At 59.7% G+C, this 19,844-nt stretch carries 12 protein-coding genes; 8 read left to right on the forward strand and 4 right to left on the reverse strand.

The features are described 5' to 3' along the window. Nucleotides 1-23 precede the first annotated feature (23 nt). The gene (locus SM754_RS18115) at nucleotides 24-1,391 is read right to left on the reverse strand and encodes an AlbA family DNA-binding domain-containing protein (protein ID WP_323677564.1); all 1,368 of its coding nucleotides are present in this window, start codon (nucleotides 1,389-1,391) and stop codon (nucleotides 24-26) included. A gap of 168 nt (nucleotides 1,392-1,559) precedes the next feature. After that, complete coding sequence (locus SM754_RS18120; RefSeq protein ID WP_323677565.1) at nucleotides 1,560-2,735, reverse strand: PD-(D/E)XK nuclease family protein; 1,176 nt, start codon at nucleotides 2,733-2,735, stop codon at nucleotides 1,560-1,562. A 210-nt stretch (nucleotides 2,736-2,945) separates the two neighbouring features. On the opposite strand from SM754_RS18120, the gene SM754_RS18125 reads away from it, so the two are divergent. Together SM754_RS18125 and SM754_RS18130 are read left to right on the forward strand one after the other, a co-directional pair. Beyond that, nucleotides 2,946-4,022 carry a DUF8098 family protein gene (locus SM754_RS18125; RefSeq protein WP_323677566.1) on the forward strand — a complete coding sequence of 359 codons (1,077 nt, stop codon included), beginning with the start codon at nucleotides 2,946-2,948 and terminating at the stop codon, nucleotides 4,020-4,022. Between the two features lie 9 nt (nucleotides 4,023-4,031). After that, entirely contained in the window at nucleotides 4,032-4,469 is a 438-nt protein-coding gene (locus SM754_RS18130; RefSeq protein WP_323677567.1) for a hypothetical protein, read from the forward strand. A 196-nt stretch (nucleotides 4,470-4,665) separates the two neighbouring features. Here the strand turns inward: SM754_RS18130 and SM754_RS18135 are convergent, their stop codons facing one another. Next, the gene (locus SM754_RS18135; RefSeq protein ID WP_323677568.1) at nucleotides 4,666-8,460 is read right to left on the reverse strand and encodes a helicase-related protein; all 3,795 of its coding nucleotides are present in this window, start codon (nucleotides 8,458-8,460) and stop codon (nucleotides 4,666-4,668) included. A 378-nt stretch (nucleotides 8,461-8,838) separates the two neighbouring features. Here SM754_RS18135 and SM754_RS18140 point away from each other — a divergent pair, with 378 nt between their 5' ends. The 6 genes from SM754_RS18140 to SM754_RS18165 all read left to right on the forward strand — a co-directional run bounded on the left by SM754_RS18140 (nucleotide 8,839) and on the right by SM754_RS18165 (nucleotide 18,272). Next, nucleotides 8,839-11,007: a hypothetical protein gene (locus tag SM754_RS18140; protein ID WP_323677569.1), complete on the forward strand. Its 2,169-nt coding sequence runs from the start codon at nucleotides 8,839-8,841 to the stop codon at nucleotides 11,005-11,007. A 513-nt stretch (nucleotides 11,008-11,520) separates the two neighbouring features. Next, entirely contained in the window at nucleotides 11,521-12,918 is a 1,398-nt protein-coding gene (locus SM754_RS18145) for a hypothetical protein (RefSeq protein WP_323677570.1), read from the forward strand. 265 nt (nucleotides 12,919-13,183) lie between these two features. Continuing rightward, a complete protein-coding gene (locus SM754_RS18150; protein ID WP_323677571.1) occupies nucleotides 13,184-14,254 on the forward strand; it encodes a type I restriction enzyme HsdR N-terminal domain-containing protein in 1,071 nt (356 codons plus the stop codon). 285 nt (nucleotides 14,255-14,539) lie between these two features. Further along, nucleotides 14,540-16,030 carry a lamin tail domain-containing protein gene (locus SM754_RS18155; protein ID WP_323677572.1) on the forward strand — a complete coding sequence of 497 codons (1,491 nt, stop codon included), beginning with the start codon at nucleotides 14,540-14,542 and terminating at the stop codon, nucleotides 16,028-16,030. A gap of 455 nt (nucleotides 16,031-16,485) precedes the next feature. Further along, on the forward strand, nucleotides 16,486-17,436 hold the full coding sequence (locus tag SM754_RS18160; protein WP_323677573.1) for a helix-turn-helix domain-containing protein: 951 nt from the start codon (nucleotides 16,486-16,488) through the stop codon (nucleotides 17,434-17,436). Continuing rightward, complete coding sequence (locus SM754_RS18165; RefSeq protein WP_323677574.1) at nucleotides 17,433-18,272, forward strand: DUF6036 family nucleotidyltransferase; 840 nt, start codon at nucleotides 17,433-17,435, stop codon at nucleotides 18,270-18,272. The genes SM754_RS18160 and SM754_RS18165 overlap by 4 nt, the downstream gene beginning before the upstream one ends. 400 nt (nucleotides 18,273-18,672) lie before the next feature. Here the strand turns inward: SM754_RS18165 and SM754_RS18170 are convergent, their stop codons facing one another. Next, entirely contained in the window at nucleotides 18,673-19,464 is a 792-nt protein-coding gene (locus SM754_RS18170) for a DNA adenine methylase (RefSeq protein ID WP_323677575.1), read from the reverse strand. Nucleotides 19,465-19,844: the final 380 nt, after the last annotated feature.

Consider the following 19,844-nt stretch of genomic DNA (forward strand, 5'->3'; position numbering starts at 1 on the left):
ACTCGTGGATGACCGCTCTGCCTTCACCATTCCAGCTGGAAGTCGACGTGGATGCCACTGACTGGGAGATGTGCGAGCTTGCTGTACTCGATGAACCTGAACTGGCCGGGCCGGAACTCAGTGACGTCCGCTGGCGGTAACTGGAGGAAGTGCGCGTAGAGCTGTTCGTACTGCGACAGCGCCCGTGCCTCCCGGGAGCCGAACAACTCTTCGACCACGTCGGCCTCCCGGTGGAATGGATTCTCGCCCAGGAACCCGACCGGGTCAGTCCCGATGCCATCCTCTTCACCGCGTGTCTGGACCTCCGTGACCGGGTCGAAGGGGATGCGCTCCGGGTTTGGGAGGGCGCTGAACTCCGCATCCACGGACTCAGAGGTCAGGAAGCGAGCCTCTGTCCGGTCACCGAACTCGGTCAGCGGCGCCGTGTCGAGCGGAGACCCGTCAGTGATGAGTGCGATTCTGAAGTACCGCGCGAAGTCCTCGGAGACCCACGGCTCGACGTAGACGAGCAAGAGCGATTCCGGGTACGGGCGTGATGTATTTGCCAGATAGAGTGCCTCCTCAGCCTTGTAGAGTTCCGGCTTCTCGATGCCAGCGTCGAGGTAGCGTTCGTGCTGCGATTGGATTGCGTCGAAGAACGTGGAGAGGCCGCTCCCGACCCATGCGCCAGTGCTTTGCTCGATGGTGAAGTGACTTCGCGTGTTGTCTAGGCCGAAGGTCTCGGCGAGACACGACAACACGTGCTCGATGGTCTCCATGTCGGGTCGGTTGACTGCCGTGGTCGTGCGCACCGGATTCGAAGGCAGATAGAGCTCGCCGAAACTACACGGGTTCGCGATTCGTCCGTCTGGCTTCGGAATGAAGTGAAGCTCCCTGTCCAGCCAGTGGGATGTCTCTCCGAGGGTTCGAACCTCTGGGTCGTGTTCGTCGACAGGCTCGGAATCGGCCGACTGGCCGTCTGCAGCAGTAGTCAGGTGGCGGTAGCGGTATCGAACTTCCTTCCCGTTCAGATACGTCGTCGTCGACCCTTGACGGGCAGGGAACACCGATTGGTCGATGCCATAGCTATGGAGTTCGCCACCACCGCTCACACTGATGCAGAGGACCGTTTCGTCCTGATACGGTTCGAGTTCGAAGGTGGGCTCGAGTCGTGGTGAGACCCGACGGTCGATCGTCTGACTGATTTTCTCCTCGAGATGCTGGGGGGTGTCGACGCCAGTCACCGTGAACTCGCCACTGTCCTCTGTCACCCCGACGATGATGGTCCCACCGCCACTGTTCGCGAACGCGGTCAGCTCCTTGACGACGTCCTCGTGACTCTCCTCCTCGTGCTTGAACTCGACGTCACTGTTCTCAATCGAATTTCGACTAATCAACGCTTCAATATCCATCGCAACTCGTACCGTCAACTCACAAAGAGGAGGCTTAGTGCTACCGCTCCCCCACCGACAAAAGCCCCCGCTCAGCACCGATCACCAACTCTTCCAGGAGATTCAGACATCAGCCCCTTGTTTCAACGCTGATGTAGCTTCGGGTGCCTGCTGTACCCGACTACGGTGTCAGGCGTCTCGACGCTGGGTGACGATGGCGTCGATGTGGGGGCCGACGATGTCGTGGAGGGCGTGGAGGTCGTCGCTGGCGGTCTGGATGGACGCCTCGGGGGCGGCCAGGTCGAGGGGGCAGGTCTTCGCGAGGTATGCGTACGTCGTATCTTCTACCTGCCAGTCTGCCGCGTCGAGTGCCTCTCGCTCGTCCTCGGAGAGTCGATCACGAAGGGCGTCCCGGATGGTGTCCTTGTCGCCGTGTTCGATGTCCAACCGGAGACGGATCTGTTGGGTATCTCGGTTGAGGGTGACGTGGGGTTCGTACTCGATGGTCGTCCCACCTGGGAGGTTCTGACACGTGGGCTTCGCGAAGTTGATATAGGTGTTCGGTCGGGTGTTGACCCGCCAGTTCTCGCGGTCCCCGCCTAGGTCTGCGAGGAAGGCCTCCTCAAGTCGCGTGAACACCGTCTCCTTGTCGTCCTCGAACGCGCCGACGAGGCGGTCGATTGTCTCCGCGTATTCCGTGTACAGTCGCGTCTCCTCTGAGATGATGGTGTCATCGTCCATGTTGAGTGTGCGGCGTATCGTATCGACGAAATCAGCGAACTGTGCCTGGCTCTTCGCGGGATACTGGCCCGAACTAGCCCGTAACACATCCTCGAAGTACGGCACCAGATGCTCCCAGGAGACGTCGACGAACGACGCGGCGCTAGACGACCCTGCACGACGCGGTGCGAGATAGACATACTCACCGACACCCCCATGCTCGTCGACGACGAGGTCCCCGAGTGCTGGCGCGTTCGCGTACCGCGTCGTCTGCGCGTCCGTCTCCCCGGCCTCGACCTTCAATTCGAGACAGACGAACCACGCGTCGTCGTTCCAGAGCACGACGTCAACCAGGCCGTCAGTGGTCACCACCTGCGAATGCACCTCGACGCCATCCAGATCGTGGAGCGCGGCACGCACTGTCGTCTCGTCGTGTGCCGCGAGCGCCTTGAGGAAGGCTCTGAGCACGTCCGTCGAGAACCCATGAGGATTCGCTGGGTCGAGGAAGTAAACCAAGAGCGCCTCCCAGTACCGCTCGCGGGTCGCTTCACCCAGTACGTCGAGGGTGGTCGCTGGACGCTGTTCAACGTCGTCAAGCTGGGCTTCGATTGTTTGGAGTGTTGCTTCGAGAGAGTCGTCTGGCACTACCAGACGATTGCATTGAACTGAGAAAAGACTGCGGGCTGGCCCTTTCTGCACGATGGAGTCCGACGTCTGGTCTGCTACGACGTACTGCCTCAAACCTCTCGTGTACTGGTGTAGGCTCTCTCCGGCTTGAATTCGCGCGGTGGATGGGTGAGGGATAACCAGAAGAATTACCAACGCCGCCGGCTAGCTACACGTACGAAATAACTCATGTCCCAGGATGAGCTCTCCGAACGCTGGGAGGATTACTACTCCACAGCGATTCGGAAGGGACTGAAGGCGGCACTTGCTGAGTCGTCTGTAGAGCGGTCGTTGGATACGTTCGAGTATGCTCACATCAAGCTGAACAAGCTGATGTACGTGGCGATGGCTGAACGTGGGCTCCACGAGGAGATGCAGCACAGCTGGCATCGATACGGTGGCGATCTCGGTACGCTCGTCCCAAGTGCGAGTACAATCAAGCAAACCGAGTTGGCGAATCTACCTACTACCGAGAAACCGGCTCAGCCAGGAGCAGAATCGAAGCAAGATGTGTGGGACGAAGCTGACTATCGCGAGTTCTTCTTGAACGTCTCGATCGGGTCGCTCGAATCGCTCTCGGAGATTCTGAACGCGGACCGGGAGACGCTTCTTGAAGCGTTCTATACTGCATATAGTGGCGATATCGAGGAGTGGGTTGAGCTGTATCTGATCAACGTTCGGATTCAGGAGGTCCTCCATCAGTACGACGTGGATGGACTGGATTCGTTCGGCGAACCCGAGTACCACGACTTCGTCGATGTACTGGCTGCGTTCGAGCAGGAGCTCTACAGTCACCGGGAGATGTCTCCGAGTGCGCTCGAAGCTGCTGATGTCGACCTGGAGAGCGACGAGAACCCCGCTGATCTGCTCACCGAGTTCCTTGAGTTGGTCGATGACGTGTACTTCACTATCGCACAGGGGGACTTGGATGACTTCCCTGGCGATCTGTCGTACCAGCTCGGGATGATCGAGGAGTTCTATCACGAGAACGCGTGGAACCTCGTGACGAAGGTCATCTCGATTCACACGACGCATGGGCCGAACGCGGACGCGCTGGAGTGGGGGTCGCGGTCGGACATCGACCAACTGCTGGACGGGTACCGGATTCGCATGGAGCGTATCGAATCGGAATGCCGTGCCGTTGGGTTGCTCCCCGGGGCTACTGATTCGACCCCGCCAGAGGACGATGCTGAAGGCTCCGGCGTGGGCCGTGATCTGCCGTCGGGCGAGGAGTTTCGACGGGCGCTGAACGGCACGAGTGACTGACCTGTATCGATGAGTGCGCAGACAGGCAGTCCACGGTACATCATCTACCTGAATGAGGCCTGCGACCAACTGGAGGCACTGGATAAATCGCTTGAGAAACGGATTCGGAAGGAAGCACGAAAGTTCCTCACTGCCTGGAATGCCACCGACGTCTTCGACGACGACAAGACGGTGACCAAGGACGTCGACTACATCAAACGCGACCGCGGAGCCACACGCGGCTTCGGCAGTTACATCGAGATCGGCGGCGTTCATCTCCTAATCGTCCTGGCTGTCTTCAAGGAAGACGACAAAGGCGACTTCTGGCTTGAGAAAACACTCTACCAGTCAAAGGTAGCGGAGTACCAGCAGGTTCTGGACGAGGAGAACCAAGACGGGGCCATCGAGTCCTATATCGAGAACCTCCGCGCCAACGAGGACTACCTCGTCATCGGCCCTGACGAATAGGCACCTCCCTCCACCCCAACTCGGAAGCCCTACGCTCCCTCCGCCGAGCTCCCACCACCCCACCATATCGACCGCATCTCACTCAGGGCGAGTACGCAAGAGCAGGTCCAGTAGTACCATACTCCGTCTGAGATCCAAACCAAGCGAGGGTGGGCTCGCTGGGTACTAACCGAACCACAACATCGAGGTAGGGTTGCTAGCGGTCAATGATACCCCAGCAGACGAGGCGGCCCTGGACGTCGCTCTCGTTGACAAGTGTCTCCTGGTACTCCGCGGACCCCGCGATATTCCCCTCGATGAACGTCTCCAATGTCTCGAGGAATTCGATGGGCGGCCAGTCTGTGAACGACTCGTAGTCGTCGTGGTGGCGGAAGGTCTCTCGGAGAATCCGGTCCTCGTCGGTATTTTTGAGCCGTACCGCCTCGAGGTCCTCAGCGAGCGCACTCGCCCACTCCGCTACCGTGTCGAACCCGTCGACAGGTGCGTCATCACTCCCGTACCTGGGTTTGATGTACTGGTCGATGAAGTCGAGGATGGTCTCTTGCTCGGGCGAGAGCTTCTCGCCGTGTTTGAACGCGCCACCGACCTGGCTCTCCCGAACCGACTCCAATCGATCGTCGAGGACAGCCTCGATCCGGTCACGGTTCGCCACTGCATGCTCCGCAGTCCCTGAGAGTGGCTCGCCAGGAGCGCCAGGTGTGAGGCCGATGTGTCGGACGGGGCGTTCTTTCACCTCGTCGCCACTGAAGCGCTTGTAGTACAGCGCCCGCCGCGTCCGCCCAAGCGGGGCGTCGCGTGGCGAGTCGTCATCCTCGAACCACAAATGCGCGAGCCCGAACACACCAGGCAACGGCCCGTCACTGTGGTCGGTCGCGTTCGTGTACAGGTGCTCGCGCTCACCCGGCGGCGTGTCGAAAAAGTCCTCAGCGAACTCGAAGTCCTCAGTGTCCAACTCGAAGTCCTCGTTCAACTCCTGCTTCAACAGGTACCGCTCGAACGCTGCATCCTCATCACTCCCCGCGTTCCGCAACAGCGGATTCTTCGAGGTGTCGTCGAGCTCGTTCACGTCCGTGACCTCGCGGCTCCGCCGGAGCGAATCCTCGATTTCCTCCACTTCCAGCTCTCCAATCGTCTTCTGGGTATCGACGCCAGCTTGCTCCAGGATCTGGTCTTCGTTGGGGTCGAGGATGTTGTTCTCTTTCCCGACGATGAGTGCGATGTCGTTGATTTTCGCTTGGAGGCGCTTGAGGAGCTTGATGGCTGCTTCGATGTCGCCGTCCGGATAGAAGTTGTGCACGAACTTCTCCTCGGTCGACCCGATGCGGTCGATACGCCCAACCCGCTGGACGATTCGCATCGGATTCCACGGCAGGTCGTAGTTCACGACGACGTGCACGTCCTGCAGGTTTACCCCTTCACTCAGCGTGTCCGTCGCCACCACGTACTGTAACTCCGACTCGCCTGATTCCGCGAGCGTCTGCTGGTATCCAGACGCCTCCGGCGCGAACCGCTCGATTACCTGCTGCTTGTTGTCGTCCCCGCCCTTGACGACGGCACTGTTCGCTGCCGTCAGCGGCGAGTTCGGATCATCGCGCAGCGTTCGATACACGTAGTCTGCGGTCCCCCGATACTGTGTGAATATCAGGACCTTCCGGTCGTGCCGCTCGAGCACGTCGGCGAGCCGGTCAATCTTCGGGTCGCGGAACTCCTGCAGCGCGAACACCGCCTCGTAGAACTCCGCCGTCGCCCCCACAACCTCCTCGAGGTCACTCCGCGGGTACAGCACCGGACTCCGCTCGTCCTCCGGAACCTCCGGGAGCGTCCCCGCATCGTGTTCGTGCAACCACTGTCTGATCTCGACGGCGTGGTCGCCCACGTCGCCCGCATCACGGGCCACGTCGCCGATGAACTGCGACAGGAAGTACGCCAACAACGTGAGGTCCTCGCGGACGTACTGTTTCACCTCACCGATTGTGGCGTCTGCGAGTTCATCCGGTGCGTCGCTTTCTGCGTCGTCGGCACGAACGGCCGTCGTGTCGAACCCAAACTCCTCCAACGTCTGTTCCAGATCTTCGGCCGCATCCGCCCCCTCCACGAAGTCATCGATAGCCTTCGAATCCTCACCCCCTTGCACGCGCCGCAACACGTCGATATCCTCGTCCTCGGGCAGCCCGTCCAGAACCTTGAGGAGCTGGCGTTCGCTCCCGTGGAGCGTCTCGATGGACTGCACGAACGCGTACGTCGAGGACTCCAAGCGCTTCAACAGATTCAGCTTGTACAATGCTTTGAGCGTCCCCCCTGCATTCGGATTCTTCACCGTGATATGCGGCAGGTGCAGCGCATCCATCACGTCCGGCAGCATCCGATAGATGGGCTGATACGCACGCGGCAGCGAGTACTCCTCCTTGGAGAGCGTCGGGGGCGAGAAGCTCATCTCGAAGTCCTCGCCGTCCTGAATCTGGGTCTTGACGTGATTCCGTGTCCGCAACACCATCACCTCGTTCAGCATCCGCGAGATCTCCTCAGACCGCTGCTGTAACTGCTGCGTCAACTCCGCCTGCTCCTCATCGCTCACCTCCTCCTTCCCCGCCGCAATCTGCTTACGCTCCTCCGACAACTCGATGTACTCGTCGAAGGCGTCGAAATCCAGCGACGCCTTGTTCCGCAACTCCTCTGCACTCGTGAACAAGCTGATGAGGTTCTTCAGGTCCGTCGCCGAATTGTTGATTGGTGTCGCCGTCAGCATGACCATCGTCTTCCCGCGCAGCTGGCGGAGATTGGCGTGCCGACGCGTGCCCTTGTAGTCATCGTCGTGGTCCGGTTGGGGCCGCCACTTGCCATGATTCCGGAACCGATGCGCCTCGTCGACCAACACCACCTCAAACTCGTCCCTGAAATCCTGGACTTCGTCGTAGGTGAAGTTCTGGAACTTACTGATACTCATCACCTCAAGATGGGTGCCGTCAACCTCGAGACCGAAGTAGGGCTCTCCGTCCTCGTCGGTGTCGTCTTGGAGCAGGTCCCGCCACTGGTCAGTGAGATTCGCCGGCACAATCAACAGACAGCGGTCGCCAGCCTGCCGATAGTCGTGAAGAAGCTCGCCGCCGATGAATGATTTGCCGAGGCCGACGGAGTCAGAGATGATACAGCCATCGTACTGCGCCAGCTTCTCCTTGGCACTCTCATACCCCAACGTCTGGAAGTAGTACAGTGGGCTGTCGCGGATGCTGACGTTACCGTTGAGTTCGTCGTACGCCAGTAATTTGTAGAGTTCGAACGGTTCGATGTACGTGCCGAGTTCGGTATCATTGTCCGACGATTGGTCCTTGTATTCCTGATACCGGTCGCTGTTCTCGATGACTTTCACCAGTTCTTCGCTGAAGTCCTCGGCGTTCGCCCATTGATTGTCGTACCAGCGTTCGAACTCTTCGGCATCCCCGAGGTCTGCACTGGTGAGGTTCAGCTCGATGTTGTTCTGATGGCCGCTTTGCGAGAAGTTCGACGATCCAACGATGGTTGCTCTTGGGCGTCGGTCGCGTTCTCCTTCTCCTGCACTGGGGTCGTCAGGGACCAGTCTGAAACACGCGCCTTTGGCATGGAAGTAGCCCTGTTCAGGGTTTCGAACGCGGACGTCAACGAGCCCTTCAGCGATGAAATCACGAAGTCGTTCGAGCCGGTCCAACTGTGCATTATTGAGGTCCTGGATGTCAGCTTTCACTTCGGTTTTCAATTGCTCTCGAAGGGTCCTCCCCTGTTCAATTTCGTCAGCTGTCTGCATATCTGTTTCCCGGCCCATGAGGATACGAAGGGGGGCAGTCGCGGAGTCTTCCGGTTGTTTCAGATTAGATAAATCGTCTTTGTAGAGGTCGAATCCTGAAAGGTAGAAATAGCCGGTCGCGATACGCACTTCTTCGGTCTCTGGGAGCAAGTCCTGATAGACATCCTCGAGTGTTCTCTTTGCATTGTCAACAAGCGGGTCAAGACCGAGCATTTCCTTGGTAGCCACAGACAGTCTGGCCTGTTAATTGTTTTTAGTATCTAGCCAACGCACAGGATTGCAGGACCAGTCTATTGTCGAAGAATGAGTCTCCTGGGGCTAGATGCGTCCGTCAACCATCGGCGGGTAGGGTTCTTTCCTGTCCTACGAGAGTCTCGCTACAGTTCCTCCTCGACATGACGTTCTTGGGGGGTTCAAACCTGCCATAATAATTATCTGGTTGGCTTGTTTGGTACGGGTGTGACGTTTGATTTGTCGATACGGTTGAAGCTTGTATTCGTTGTTGGATTGGTGGTCCTTGCACCAATGGTGTCGGGAGTCGCGGCGGTGCCGCACACATCGAGTTCGTCGGTGTCGGATCTCGAGGTGTCTGTGACGCTCCCGTCGGACCCGACAGTTGGGGAGGAAGTGTCCATCGATGCGAGTGCGACGCTCCCGGACCTCGTCGGGTCGTACGAGACGGAACTGACGTTCGCGCTCGTGGTCGACGGCACCCGAGTCAGTGAACGAACGGTCACGGTCACGGACGGGGCGCCGACCCAGATCTCGTTCTCTCACACGTTCGCGGACAGTGGGAGTCACGACGTCCGCATCACGGCTGGCACCGAATTTGCGGGGCAGAGCTTCAACGCTGGCGCCAGCGAAACCCTCACCGTGGAGGAGCCAGCCACCACGACGCCCGACATCGGCCCGCTCGACGTGTCGACCACTGCAGCGGACTCGGCCGTCGTCGACGAGTCCACGTCGATTTCGAGTACCATCAGTCTCCCAGAGGTCGCCGGCACGACCGTCTCGGGCGACATCACGGTTGCACTCGAAGTCGAAGGCCGTACCGTCGCCTCGAAGACGGTCACGGTCAGCGACGGCGAGTCACAGACCGTGTCGCTCTCCCACGCGTTCACGTCGAGTGGCGAGACCACCCTGACCGTCTCAGCGACCGGCACGCTCGCCGACCAACGCGTCTCCGCAAGCACGAGTCGAACGATCATCGTCGAATCGGGAACCGAGACCGTGGACACGTCTGGGGTGGTGTTCAAGACGCCAGCGTCGCTGGAGGACGAGGTCGATAGCTATCGCTCCCAGCTCGGGCTCGATAGCTCTATGAACGCGTTCGTCCTTGCCACTCAGGACTCGCTGACGCTCGTCTTCACGACCACGACCCCACAGAAAGGGCTCGCCACCGTCCAGGGGCAAGGCACTGACGCCGCCATCTCGTACGACGACTTCACGCTCGACGTCGCCATCGCCAGCAACGTCGACTACGAGCAGACCGGCCGCACCGCCTCCGTCCAATCGATTCGCGACAACCCTGACGACTATGCGCTCGATATCGTTCGCGTTGCCACCGAGTACCGTCGCGTGTCGGCGTTGGCCGACCCAGACCAAGGCGACGACGTCACCGCGGCCATGACGGTCGGTGCACTCGTCGCCAACCCTCAGAATACTGCGGGCTTGTACGAGGATTCGACGCGGCGAGCACGCACGCTCGCTCGCTACCCGAACGCAACGACCGTCCAGCGCGTCCTCCAGCATCCGGAGGCACCGTTCTTGCCGACGTTCACGTTCCAGAAGCAGTACTGGGCGAGCGCCCCCGCGACTGTCGACGGCGTCGTCCTCAACCCGTCGAGCCAGGCCTACGAGTTCGCCAAAACCCTCGACACTAACGGGTTGCTCTCGTATGCGGACGGCCGCGACGTGCCGTCGCTGTACGTCGTCAATGCAGCGTTCGAGGCCGACACGTACGACTCGGTCGCCGACCTCACGACAAACAGTGACGATCTGGATGGCAAGGAGGTCACGCTTACGGCGCGCGTCTACCAGTCTCACGTCAGCGTTCAGGAGACGGCTGAACATGCGACGACGAGCCAGTGTAGTGAGGACCTGTTGACTGTGCAGACGCCGAGTGGTCCAGCGTGCGTGAACGTCGCCGCAGACGTCCGTGCTGACGCCGGTATCGCGTGGACCACTGTCCCCGAATCCCGCGACGACATCCTCCCGGTCATTGGGCTTTCGGCTTCTCATCAGGACGACCCGCTCGTCCAGACGAGCGGACGGTACGAACTGACGGGTGAACTCGTCTCCTCGAGCCGGATCAACGAGAGTCTCCCCGACGGCAGCATCCTCGTCGTCCATGAGGCCGAACGGATTGAGGACATCGACTACCAGTCGGTCGCCACGGAAGCCCGGTCGCTCATCGATACCCAAGCTACCCGCCTCCAGACCTACCACCAACGCAGCGCCGGCAAAGCAATCCCAAACGAGTCGACCACATCAGGAAGGACCGAAGCCACGACGAGCTCGTCGACCGGAGCCTCCACGACGTCGACAGAATCCATTCAAACGGAGCAACCCACCGCAGACCCCAGCACGCAACCAGCAACTGAAGCATCCCAAACCTCTACGACATCGCCGACGTCCGCCACCTCCATCACGGGAGAGCCCAATAACGGGGCGGGCCCGCTTGAGGACAGTCCAGTGCCAGGGTTCACCATCCTCCCTGCCGCTCTCGTACTCCTCTTGATCGCCTTCCGTCGGCGGTAACGCACTCCAACTGCTCTCTTCAGCGCGGAGATTCCAGCGAGACTGCAGTCGGTCCATGGGTGCTCCAGGAATACCCTCCCTCGATATTTCTGATGCGGGCGTGAACGGTGTTGGAGTCCAGTTTCGGCAGCGTGAGATTGAAGCTGGGAGTAGACCAGCGTCTGTTGGGTGGTGCGCTCCCCGAGCGGCTGTGGTGAATCTTGGGAACACATGTGACCGATTGTTGTTTTGAGCTGGCGGTTGGTCCGGATGGATTCGGTTCCTGTAGTAGGAGTCTGATTTGGATGGGTCTTTGTCGGTCTGGGGTCGTGTTGGGGGTGGCCGCTAGCGTTTTGATGGTTCGGTTGGTACGGTGCGTTGGTTGATTTGAGGTGACAGATGAGTAACACGGATGGTCGTGCGGGAGTTGGTGAGGCGTCGACTCGACGTGGGTACGTCGGGGAATATTCAGAACTCGGGTTTGTACGGCAACTCAGGCAGCATTCGCGGTGGACACTGGTGTTGGGTGGTGCGATGGCAAGCCCGTTCGCGTGGCGGCTGGCGTTCGGACCACTCGACGAGATCAGCCCGCTTGCGCAGGGCAGCATGTGGCTGTTGTTACTGCTTGGGAGTTGGGCGGTGTTCCTTGAGAGCCGACGCTTGGAGACGCAGCTTGCGTGGCCGCGCTGGCAAGGGTTACACTATGCCGTTGTGATGTGGATCCCACTGGTGAATTGGATTCCAGGCTTGCTGTTCCTGTGGCAGCGGGCGGTCCGACTCACCACTGGCGAGCCACCCAAGCTGACAACGTGGCCGCGGCGACTCGTTACGGAGCCACGAGCGGTGGTGGGTCAGCTTCTCCGCGTGGCTGGAGTGTGCGTGAGTCTCATCTTTGTGATGTACCTATTGTACATCCCGTTCGTTCCGCTGCGGGAAGTCAACCGACCGGTGGCCTTAGCATGGGCCACCGCGGCTGTCGCGGTCGTCCCAGGCGGACTCTGGGCACGGCATTTCGCCACTCCGATTGGGAGGACGGTCTTCGATATCACGCTTCGAGACCTCACCATCAGGGCCACTGCGATTCTCGGGCTCACCATCTTCAATCTACTCGCGATGTTTCTGGTCGCGCTGCTAGCCAGGGCCGGCATCGAAGTGCTCTCGTTTGCCGTCCCGGGTGACGCAATCACTATGATCACATTCATATTCGTCATGTCGTTCTTGTTGATTCCTGTGAGTGCGATGTTGGTGCTTGCACTTCGGGCGCTACCGTGGCTTCAGGCGCTCCCGTACCTGTTGGAGCGTGTGATTCAGTCATTGCAGACGCGAGTGGTGGAGACTCTGCCCGTTGAGCGGTCACGTGACGCTGAATCCGATGCAGCCTTTGGATTGGTGCCGTTCGAGGGACACTCGCACACGCATGTCGAGGTGGTCCAAGAGACCGCAGTCTCGATGCCTGGCCGCTACGGCTACTTTCCACGGCACGTGACCGACGTTGAAGGAAGCGCCAAAGGAGTGAACCTGCCGCGCGCGTTCTTATGGGCCGTTCCCGGATTGGGGTGGTTCACCGGGATCTATGCGTGGAAGACTCTCTACCCCGAGATGGCAGCAACGTGGCTTGGCTTCCTCCCGGCGAAGAACGCACTCGTCACAGGACTCTCATACGCTGGTATCCCGCGGTTTGCGATTACAGAAACGTTGGCACTGCTTGGCGTCCCGGAGTCGACGCTCTCTCTCGGTCTCGTTGGTGGTGTTGTGCCCGTTGTGCTGTTGCTTCCGACAGCGTGGCATGCCGCCCTCGCCTACGAGAGTTGGCTGTATCGCGTCCTCCAGCGCTTCGGTGGCCACAACAGATTGTTATTCCTGTGGACGATTCACCTGCTCGCAGTGGCGCCCCTCGTGGCTGTGGGCCTGTACCTCCACGATAGTCGGTGACCGCGTCAGTTGCCGCTCCCATACTGGCTCCCGATTTCGCATCAATCGTCAGCCCCGGCAACGAGTATGGAGAGTGCGAGCCCGAAGGCTCTATCTGAATGCGTCCGTGTTGTCTCCCGAATTAGAGGTGTGGACGTGAATCTGGATTCTCATTGGACCTCTCTGATTCGAGGAAGATAGTGGAGTGCAGGTTCAGTTCGTACAACTGCTGTGGGGATTGGTGGCATATACTTATCAGGTGTGGCTGTCTTCGTGCTAGCTATCGATGGGGTTGCAGAGTGAGGTCGGTGAGTACGTGGCGGCGTCTGAGGAGTTGCTCGAGGGGTCGCCCCAGATGGATGAGTCGAATACGAAACGGAAAATCATCGAGCCGCTCTTGGAGCTGCTTGGCTGGCGAGTCGTCTCGGCGGACGTGGAGTTGGAGTACTCCGTACAGATTGGTGTGGGCACGAAAAAGGCGGACTATGCGTTGCTGTTGGAGGAACGGCCGGTAGTGTTTGTGGAGGCGAAGGGCGCGGATACGGCACTTACTGAGAAACACGAGACGCAGCTCCGAAGCTACATGCGGCAGATTGGGGTTGACTGGGGGTTGTTGACGAATGGTCGCGAGTTCCGGGTATTTCGGCGTGATACGACCACGCAGACACCGAACGAACTCCTCCTTGCGTCGTTCGACTTAGAGGATGCTGCGGCGAACACGCTCGTCCTCGAAGCGCTCACGAAAGAAGCGATTGCGGCCGGCGAGGACGAACCAATCGCGCAGCAGATTGAGGCGACACTCGAGGCGATAGCGGTGCTCCGCGACGAGAAGCCAACGTTGGCGACAGACATCACCGAGCTCGTGACCGCGGAGACTGGGGAGGCCATCGCCCAACCAGTCGAGGATGCAGCGAAATCCTTCGTGGACGACCTCATCACCACCCTCGAATCCCGCTCACATATCCCCGAAACGGACCCCGAGCCACCCCAGCCCAAGCCTGGTCCTGAGCCGGATGGGAGGTATCAGATCGTGTTTTCGCGGGCTGGGGACCACGTGGCGACGGTGAGTGCTGACTCACAGGCAGACGTCATGACCGAAGGAGCCCGGTATCTCGTCGACCACGAAGCGTTGTTGGATGCGGTGTCGCTGCCGTACATCCCTGGGACCGGCCGCGGCAGTCACGCGCTCCTCAACGAGACGCCCCACCATGCGGATGGGAGCGAGATGCGGCAGGCCAACGAGGTCGTCGATGACGTCTGGGTGTTCACGTCGCTCAGTGCCACGGACAAGCACCGATACTTCCCGGAGTTAGCTGACGTAGTTGGGTTGGACTGTCAGTTTGAAGGCGACTGGTGAGGTCACGGATGATACCGGTCGCACAGGGCAGGGAGACTCTGACTCGATGGTTCCGGAGTCACTACCTGACTCGCTTGGGGTGCGATCTCTCCAATGCGGACGTTGAGGGTGTGGGTAGTAGTCGACGATTATCGGGTGGTTGGCCTGGGATCGTGTCTTCTTGGCTATCTCGGTGGCTATGACTGTGCGAAGCACCGAGCGTGAGAAGTTTGGAGCGGTTAACTTGGGTTGGTGGTGGTGAACGAAGATACGATTATTTGCTGCGCTGCTCCGTGAACGACGGGTATGAGTGTGGTTGAGCGGTTGCCGCGGTTGGAGCCCGGTTTGACTCTCCGGAACGTCCTCCTTGTCGTGTTCTATCTCTGGGCTATCCTCGTGCTAGTTGGTCTCCTCATCTACACGTTGCCGTTCGTCGTCGCGGTCGTGCTGGGGTTGAATGTGCGTGGGAGCGCGGACCGGTTGTCGGCCATCCCGGGAATCTCGACCGATGGTGGGCTCTCGACTGCGGTCGTTGCTGGCGGCTATATGCTGTGTCTCTATGGCGTAATCCTGGCACTCGCCTGGGCGACTTCCGCGCCGGCGGCGACACAAACCACTCCCCCAGCCACCACTATGCCAACGGCGTCAGGGTCGGATGCTACAGTCGCTGCGACAACGCAGACCACGCCGACGACCACCACAGTGGCGAGTACGGTGTCAACGGGCTCGACAACCACGACAGCTTCCTCAAGCATCTCGACCCAGGCATCGACGACGGACGCGACTGCGACACCGACAGTCGCGACGACCGCGCCACCAACAACGACGACGACTGCGACGGTGGCGAGGACAACGACGGCTGCGTCGACGACGGGTAGTGAGCGGCGGACGGAGTGGCAGGTTGATGTGGTGCGGGTCGTGGATGGGGACACGCTCGAGGTCGCGTTCCCAGATGGGCGCGTTGCGAGGGTGCGACTGTTGGGCGTCGATACGCCCGAGGTGCACACCGGGACGAACCCGAGTGAGTTCGAGGAGATTCCAGAATCTGACGCTGGGCGTGCGTGGCTTCGGGACTGGGGGCACAAGGCGAGTGACTTCGCTCGGACGCAACTCCAGTCGGAGACAGTCACCATCCGAACTGATTCGGACGCGGATCGGCGTGGTGCCTACGGACGCCTCTTGGTCTACGTGCGGCATGACGGGGAGTCGTTCAACGAACAGTTGCTCGCCCAAGGGTACGCGCGAGTGTACGAGAGCTCGTTCAGCAACCGCGAGCACTATTTGGCGCTTGAGGCGACTGCACGGTCGAACGACGTCGGTCTCTGGAACTACGACCCGCCGACGGAGATCACGACGACGATGACGACCACAACTAGCGTAGCCACGACTGGGACGGGCGAGCTCGTGGTCGTTGATGTGCACGCGGACGCCGCAGGGAACGATCACGAGAACGAGAATGACGAGTACACCGTCTTCAAGAATGCTGGCGATCGTGAGCTATCCCTTGCTGGGTGGCGTGTCGAAGACGAAGCTGACCACGTGTACTACTTCCCGGATATCACGGTTGCGCCTGGGGCGACGGTTACGCTGTACACGGGGTCGGGGACTGATAGTGACACGGCAGTCTACTGGGGGTCCGACGCTGCAATCTGGAACAACGGCGGTGACACAATCTACGTCTACGACGACTCTGGAAACCTTGAGGTAGAGTACACGTATGGGGCGCAAGCTGACCAATCGCCGATTCCGCTTGTGGGACTTCTCCTGACAGTGGGAGTGGTCCTACGTCGCCTGTGATTCCAGAATCTACCTGAGAGCCGCGGGCGATCCACCTGCTCGCAGTGCCGCTGTTCGTGGCTGTGGGCCTGTCCCTCCGCGACAGTCGGCGACTGCGTCGGTGCATACTTCGGTACCGGAATCAGGATTTGGTCTCAGTCCTCGTCGCCGAATGCAGGGTGTAGGGGGTTGTCAGATAGCGTGGCTGCTACTGACTGTGTCGTGTGGTATCCCGCATTCGGGTGTGGACGTGATCTAGCATCTCGTCCATGGTGGGGTTAGTGTACTTGCAGCAAGAAATGCTATGTTCTAACATTACGATTGGTGGTTCTCCGGGATTGGTTTGTATGGGTTGATGTGGGCGGATTTGGATTGCTAGTTTGTTGGCAGAACCCTCCGCGGGTATGTCGTAAATCACATGTGTTGTCTCATTTCACGAAAGTATTTTATACTATAGTTGTGTTTTTTGAGACAACGTGTTTTCGAAGAGTCAATTCAGGGTCCTTTCCAATCTCATACAGAACGCCAAGCAAGAGGTCCCAATCAGCACCCTCGCATCCCAACTGGACTGGAGCCAAAGCCACACCTCGCGCGTCGTCGACGCACTCGAAACAAACGGCCACCTCCACACCACCAAACGAGGGCGCAAAAAACGAGTCACCATCGCAGACACCGAACCAATAGAGGACCTCAAACCCCTCCTCACCGAATACGCTCACATCGACTTCGCCGACCACGTCACCGGCGGCGCCCTCGAAATCCTCTACTATCTCAACCAACCCCGCACCGCAACCGAACTCGCCGACCGAACCACCATCAGTCGCGCCACCGTCTACCGACGCCTCAACGACCTCCAATCAGTCGGCATCGTCAACAAAACCAACTCACAGTACGCACTCAACGACGACTTCACCAGCCTCTCCTCGATCGCCCGCAGCCTCGCCCACCACGAACACCGCCGCGAAGCCGAACGCCACACCACCGGCGTGAACATAATCTGGGAAACCCACGCCGAATACCTCCTCGCCTGCGACACCCACATCGAGGACGCCACGTTCCACCTCACCGGCACTCATCGCTTCGAAGACTACGGCATCCCACTCATCCCCCAAAGCCGCACCCACTACTTCCACTCGGAGCAACCTACCGCGGTCACGCCCGAAGATCTCGTCTGTCACACCCTCCTCGTCGACGACGGCCCCCGCTCGCAGACCTACTGCCTCCTCCTCCTTGCGCACAAATCCCTCGACCACCACGTCCTCCACGATCGTGCCGCCCACTACGAGCCCGAAGCCACACTCCCACTCACCAACACCATCGACAACCTCCTTGCATACCTCGAGACACAAGGAGCCGACACCACGCCACAACTACCAGCATGGACAGACTTCAAGAGCACCGCCGCTGACTACGGAATCCACCTATGAGTCCCCGCCCACGATTCGACCGCGACTACCATCAAACCGAACTCCACCAAATCGCAACCCACCTCCAGACCGACGTCGACGCCTACCTGATCGGTGGCGGCGCAATGTCCATCCGCGACCTCAAAACAACCACCAAAGACATCGACCTCGTCGTCGCAAACCACGACGCCTTCTCGCGGCTCATGGGGACGCTCAGCGACCTCGGATACGAAGAAGCAACGGACCTCGGCGCCGACTACGACAAACTCGGCGCCCGCCACTGCGTCCGAAACGACGAAGGCTGCCAATTCGACGTGTTCCAGCATCAGATCGCGAACAAGCTCGTGTTCAGCGACGGCATGCAAACCCGAAGCGACCCCTTCATCACAGCCGATACCCTAACAGTCGGCCTCGTCTCGCGCGAAGACATCTTCCTCTTCAAATCCGTCGCAGGACGTCCGGACGACATCGAAGACATGGCCACGCTCGTCCAAACCAACCTCGACTTCGACACAATCGAGCACGAAATCCAAACGCAACTCGAGCTCCTTGGCGGTGAACGCTTCGTGACCTTCATCTCGCAATCCTTGGAGCAACTGGACGAACAAGAAGGCATCCAGACACCACTTGATGATGCTGTTCGCGACCGTCATCGGAGATACATGGAGGCACTCGAACTCAGGTTAGCACTTGAGGAAACGACGAGCAAACCAGTCTCGACACTTGCAACAGAGATCGGGATTTCCGAGACCGAGGTCGAACGCCGATTTGAGTACCTCACTCAATTCGGGTTCGCCGAACGGACCGACTCAGGGATACGCGATACAGGGAAGCGAGACGATTTCGAGGAGTCATAGGCTGAGATACACCCCGGCCGGAAGAAGACGACCAAGAAGTGACCTACTGGGTGGGTTTGTTGTGGGTGTTTTGTTTAGCGCCCTCGAAACCAATTCTAAGACAATCAATCAAGATGTTCTTGACTTAGCGAGGTGCTGAATGAGCTAATGAAAAGCAGCTACAACCTCCTCGACGACGCACCGAGCAAGTTCGCGCCCATCAAACATGACGGACCCGTCTGCGAATAAGGCTGTCAAGCCACACGAAGCCGATAGCGTTCTCACTGAAGTCACTAGCAAAGATTGGTACCAGGTGTCCAAAGCACAGGAACCACTGCATCCCGTCGAACGACCGGACGTCGAGCTCCTATACCCAAGCGATAGTGCGTACTCGGAACTCGAGTTATCTCCTGTCGACTCCCTATGTCGATTCCATTTCGGGGTCGAAGTTGAGCAGCAGCCGTTCAGTGGTGTCCACGGCGTGGCCCTGTTTCCCGCTGCCCATGGAGAAGTGGCTGTCACGCGTCACCACCGGCAGCCCAGTAGCCGATTCTGGTAAGTCAGCGTACGAGCAGAGACACCGTCCCTCTAGGTCTCGGAGTGCCGCCACGAGCTCGTCATGGTCGATCTTGCTGGCCGGGTAGTAGTCTTCCTTCCCGACGTAGGGTGGGTCGCAGTAGAAGACGGTGTCGGGGCTGTCGTACTTCTCGAACACGGCCTGCCAGTCGAGGTTCTCGATGGTGACGGCATCGAAGCGGTGGGCGAAGTCCTCAAGCCGGTCGAGTTTGTTCGCGTACGATGTCGCGGAACAGGACACCTTGCTGGTCGCGAACCCGCTGGGCGAATCATAGCCCGCCCCCCACTGGGTGTACCGGAGGTAGAAGAACCGGCCCGCACGCTTGACCGCATCCTTTGGGCGATAGCCTTGGTAGTACTTGCGCGCCCACTCGCTGTGAATCTCACGCGAGTACGGCACCTGCTCCAACCACGCCACGAGCGCATCACAGTCCTCGCGCAGGACCTCGAAGAACTGGACGAGGTCCCTATCGCGGTCGTTGTAGACCTCCACGTCACTCGAGCCCGGATTCTTGTTGGCAAGCAAGCCGGCGGCGCCGCCGAACACCTCCACGAAACACGTGTGCTCAGGAACGTAGTCGAGAATCCAGGAGGCGTGCCTGGATTTGCCGCCTGGGAACGGGAAGACCGCGCTCATTGCGGGACCTCCTGAACGCCGAACTGACCGATGACGGCGGTCGCCCAGTCCGGCTGGGTCGTGTCCCCCTGGGAGGCAGCCGTCAGTTGGCCGTTGTCATAGCGCGCTTGGAACTCGAGTGCGGCGCCCGTGGGCGAGGCTGCCAGCTGGTATTCAATCGTGGTGGTGTCATGCTCCAACCGAAGGCACCGATTCCCCCGCGTGGTTGGTTCGAGAGTAGCGGTCACAGTCACGCCCGCAGCCGTCTCACAGATAGTTTGACGCAGCATCACCACCAGCTACTCCCAGGGCGCGTATCAATTGGCAATCGAGCCTGCCAGACGTGCCACCAACAGCTGCTCACCACCCAGGAAGCGCGTCTCAGACGACCCCGCTATCAG

The organism is Halorubellus amylolyticus (genome assembly GCF_034808145.1).
Taxonomy (GTDB): Archaea; Halobacteriota; Halobacteria; order Halobacteriales; family Natrialbaceae; genus Halorubellus.

Excerpts from the sequence above, each read along its gene's own strand:
- SM754_RS18165 (WP_323677574.1), top strand. The coding sequence starts at position 17,433 with ATGAGTCCCCGCCCACGATTCGACCGCGACTACCATCAAACCGAACTC.
- SM754_RS18125 (WP_323677566.1), top strand. The coding sequence starts at position 2,946 with ATGTCCCAGGATGAGCTCTCCGAACGCTGGGAGGATTACTACTCCACA.
- SM754_RS18130 (WP_323677567.1), top strand. The coding sequence starts at position 4,032 with ATGAGTGCGCAGACAGGCAGTCCACGGTACATCATCTACCTGAATGAG.
- SM754_RS18170 (WP_323677575.1), bottom strand. The coding sequence starts at position 19,464 with ATGAGCGCGGTCTTCCCGTTCCCAGGCGGCAAATCCAGGCACGCCTCC.
- SM754_RS18150 (WP_323677571.1), top strand. The coding sequence starts at position 13,184 with ATGGGGTTGCAGAGTGAGGTCGGTGAGTACGTGGCGGCGTCTGAGGAG.
- SM754_RS18115 (WP_323677564.1), bottom strand. The coding sequence starts at position 1,391 with ATGGATATTGAAGCGTTGATTAGTCGAAATTCGATTGAGAACAGTGAC.
- SM754_RS18145 (WP_323677570.1), top strand. The coding sequence starts at position 11,521 with ATGGCAAGCCCGTTCGCGTGGCGGCTGGCGTTCGGACCACTCGACGAG.
- SM754_RS18135 (WP_323677568.1), bottom strand. The coding sequence starts at position 8,460 with ATGCTCGGTCTTGACCCGCTTGTTGACAATGCAAAGAGAACACTCGAG.
- SM754_RS18155 (WP_323677572.1), top strand. The coding sequence starts at position 14,540 with ATGAGTGTGGTTGAGCGGTTGCCGCGGTTGGAGCCCGGTTTGACTCTC.